Origin of the sequence: Candidatus Vagococcus giribetii, assembly GCF_017316185.1 — a bacterium.
GTDB lineage: Bacteria > Bacillota > Bacilli > Lactobacillales > Vagococcaceae > Vagococcus > Vagococcus giribetii.
This window is the reverse complement of sequence record NZ_JAFLVX010000040.1, coordinates 1-3,365: the sequence shown is the minus strand read 5'-3', so window position 1 is coordinate 3,365 and position 3,365 is coordinate 1. Positions and strand designations below refer to the sequence as shown.

The following is a 3,365-nucleotide window of genomic DNA, read 5'->3' as shown; positions in this document are numbered from 1 at the left end:
CCAGAGGCTCCATCAACACCAGTGGTGACAACTGTGCCAAAAGCAGAGACCAAACCTGAAGTGACGACAACACCAGGAGTGAAAGAGCAACCAACCATTACAACAGTACCTAAGGTGGAGTCAAAACCAACGATTGAGAAATTCAGCGGGGCTAAAGTTGAAATTAAAAATCCTTTAGGAAAGAATATCAAAAAACACATTTCAAAACATGATTATGAATCATTTAAAAAACAAGCAGATTATCTAACTGATAGTCAATTAGCACAAAAGTTAGAAAAAAACAGTTTTTTCAATCCTGAATGGTCTACTAGTGATATGAATAAATACGTTGAAATAGCATATAATGATTTGCTAGCACAGGGAAAAACAGGTAAACATGTTTATGAAATAGCAGGAGAAAAAATTACGATTGTTATCAAAAATGATGGAGTTTTAGATACTGCGTTTGGAAACCACGAACTAAAAGTAAGTGATTTTAGAAAGTAAAGGTGAAATATAATGATTGAAATTAAATTTAAAGTTTTCACTTCTTATTTTGAAGATGAAGATGAATTAAAAGGTGAATATGGGTATTTTCAACTTTGTGTGGACGATAAAACGTACGGAGAATACAGAGAAGATATTGAATTAGATATACTGTCCATGAATATTTATGATTGGTTTAGTAACTTTGCTCAAGCATGTATATTACTTAAAAATAAAAATATAGTTTATATTAGTGATGTAGAGACTTCAGAGGTATGGATAAAGTTGATGACTGATGGAGAAGACGTTCAGATTAGTGAAATCTATGCTGATAAACCTGATGGAAGTCGTTCAGTTGAAACAGATATAAATTTAGATGAAAAAAATAGAGTATGGGAAAAAATGGTAAAAGTTATAGATTTTCAAAGTGAGTTGTTTTTGAAAGGAGAACAATATTTATCAGAATTGAAAAAATCAAATAGCGAAACTAATGAATATATACAAAAATTAGAAATGCAATTAAAAGAAATTAAATAAAAAGGCACTCTATCACTCAATGGAAATCGAGAAAATAGAGTCTTGACTAGTAAGCATTCACTAATCAATTTGGTTCTTTCCACAGTTTGTTGTTAATCGGTTAAAAGTACTTTCTTGACTAACTCAACTATTCATAGAACCAGTAACTAGTTGAATAATCGACCATCGTCTAATCAAGAAAAGGCATCGACTCTATCAGTCCACAAAGACTGTTTCATCTACAATTAAAGGGATTGAAACAGTATATGCTCTCTATAAAATTAGCCAAAGAGATTACCGTCTCTTTGGTTTTTGGGTATGTAATGAACTCAAAGTGTTGATGGCAATTACTGCTCATCCAGGTCAAACCTTAAAAATCCATCAAATTGTCACAGTTCCAGAAAAACCAGCTATTACCAAGACACCAAAAGTAGAAGACAAAGGTTCTGTCACAACGACTCCAGAGGCTCCATCAACACCTGTGGTGACAACTGTGCCAAAAGCAGAGACCAAACCTGAAGTGACGACGACACCAGGAGTAAAAGAGCAACCAGCCATTACAACCGTACCTAAGGTGGAGTCAAAACCAACGATTGAGAAGGCTAGTGGGACTGATGTTCCAACTTCAAACTCTTTGTCAGATGAAATAGCAAGTTCTTTAGGTGGAAAAGCCTCACCATTAAAGAATGGCTATAAAGTTGAAATTGCAAATGGAAGAAAGCCTATTGTTGTCCGAATTATGGATGAGGGAAGTGGGGGACGAGGAAAGCCATACTATAGAGTTAGTATAGATGGCAAAGGTTCATTAACACCAGAAGGTGTAATTTCTAGTGATAGAGGGCTAACCCATATTGACCTTAGCAAGAACTCGATGAGCGAAATTACTAATATGATAAATAATTATTTGGGAAGGAAGTAAACAAAAGTGTCTATTCAGCAAAGAATGAATGAATTATTTGAATCAAAAATAGTATCTTATTCAATGGATATTTTAGAAAATAAGTTAAATTTGGAATTAGAATTGTTAGAAAATGAGATAATAACAAATTATAGTGTAGAATTCATGAATGTTAGCACATTTTATTTTATAAACAATACTATTGATGAACGAAAAGAGATTTATCCTCCTGAAAAAGATGATTATTTAGAATTAACAAGCATCAATCTATCAAGTAATACAATCAATATTTCTTTGGATTGTGAAAAAGAAGACTGGTTGAAACAATATAATGGTTGTGGAAAAGTTGTTTTAGAAATTTGGAGTAAGTTAGTAGTTCTAGAAGCAGATAAGTTTAAAGTAAATGATGATGTATATGATTTATAAGTGTTAGTAAATAAAAAGGCACTCAATCATAAATGGTTCTAGTATCAAATCTTAGACAACTTTTTTGGCAGAACCAGTCATACGATTTTCTTAACTACTTATTTAAATTCTAATAAACATAAACAAAAAATAATTGAAAAAGAGACAGGAAAGATAAAATGAATTTACAAGAAAAAATGAAACCTATTAAGATGTCTTATATAATAGCAAGTCTAGTATATACATTTGTTGGTTCTGTTGCAAAGTTTAAAAAGAAATAAGTTCTTTACTTAATTGCTTCAAAATTATGCTGGAGTACCTAATAGTAGATTCATTTCATGAACGACTGAAAAGCCAAAGAGACAGTAGTCTCTTTGGCTAGTTTTATATAAAGCATGTATGGTTTCAATCCCTTTAATCGTAGAGGAAGCAGTCCTTATGGACTGATATAATTTGTGTCTTTTCTTGATTGGTCGGTGATCTTGTTCAACGATATTGTTTAAATATTTACTAGTTCGATGAGTAGCACAAGTGAATTCTCCCTCTGCTTTAAGTTGATTAAATGCACTGCTTAGAGAAGGAGCTTTATCCGTCACAAGAACTCTAGGTTCTCCAAAATGTTTGATTAATCGTTTGAAGAACGCATAAGCTGCTTGTTTATCACGATGTTTTCGTAACCAAATATCTAATGTTAAACCTGAAGAATCAATTGCACGGTATAAATAATGCCACTTTCCTTTGATCTTAATATAAGTTTCGTCCATTCTCCAAGAATCCCCCGCAGATTTATTTCTTTTCTTCCATAAGCAGTAGATAACCTGACTATATTCCTGCACCCAACGATAAATAGTCGTATGACAAATAATGATTCCTCGATCAGCCATAATCTCCGAGACTTCTCGATAACTCAAGTTATATCTCAAATAGTAGCCAACGGCTACCATAATAACATCTTTTTTGAATTGTTTTCCTTTAAAATAAGTCATCTAAAATCTCCTAGTTATTGCTTTTCTTTTCATTTTAACTTAAATAAGTCGATTTGAAAAACTTTGCAACAGAACCTAAATATGTATAAAGTAAG

Annotated in this window: 5 protein-coding genes and 1 pseudogene; 5 read left to right on the top strand and 1 reads right to left on the bottom strand. The window is 32.3% G+C overall.

Annotated elements, in window-relative coordinates:
• The 5 genes and pseudogenes from DOK76_RS12575 to DOK76_RS12560 form a co-directional block, all read left to right on the top strand.
• Positions 1–486 (top strand): hypothetical protein (locus tag DOK76_RS12575; protein ID WP_206968309.1); only part of this gene is annotated, 486 nt, incomplete at its 5' end.
• 12 nt (positions 487–498) lie between these two features.
• A complete protein-coding gene (locus tag DOK76_RS12570; protein WP_206968306.1) occupies positions 499–1,002 on the top strand; it encodes a hypothetical protein in 504 nt (167 codons plus the stop codon).
• A 160-nt stretch (positions 1,003–1,162) separates the two neighbouring features.
• Positions 1,163–1,330 (top strand): annotated as a pseudogene (locus DOK76_RS13210) (IS6 family transposase); the annotation flags it as partial.
• On the top strand, positions 1,322–1,900 hold the full coding sequence (locus DOK76_RS12565) for a hypothetical protein (RefSeq protein ID WP_206968304.1): 579 nt from the start codon (positions 1,322–1,324) through the stop codon (positions 1,898–1,900). The pseudogene DOK76_RS13210 and the gene DOK76_RS12565, both read left to right, overlap by 9 nt.
• Positions 1,901–1,906: 6 nt before the next feature.
• Positions 1,907–2,305: a YxiG family protein gene (locus DOK76_RS12560; protein WP_206968302.1), complete on the top strand. Its 399-nt coding sequence runs from the start codon at positions 1,907–1,909 to the stop codon at positions 2,303–2,305.
• A gap of 284 nt (positions 2,306–2,589) precedes the next feature.
• On the opposite strand, the gene DOK76_RS12555 is transcribed toward DOK76_RS12560, so the two are convergent.
• Complete coding sequence (locus DOK76_RS12555; protein WP_206968298.1) at positions 2,590–3,270, bottom strand: IS6 family transposase; 681 nt, start codon at positions 3,268–3,270, stop codon at positions 2,590–2,592.
• Positions 3,271–3,365: the final 95 nt, after the last annotated feature.

Coding starts and splice junctions, on each gene's coding strand:
- DOK76_RS12555 (WP_206968298.1), bottom strand. CDS start 3,270: ATGACTTATTTTAAAGGAAAACAATTCAAAAAAGATGTTATTATGGTA.
- DOK76_RS12565 (WP_206968304.1), top strand. CDS start 1,322: ATGGCAATTACTGCTCATCCAGGTCAAACCTTAAAAATCCATCAAATT.
- DOK76_RS12570 (WP_206968306.1), top strand. CDS start 499: ATGATTGAAATTAAATTTAAAGTTTTCACTTCTTATTTTGAAGATGAA.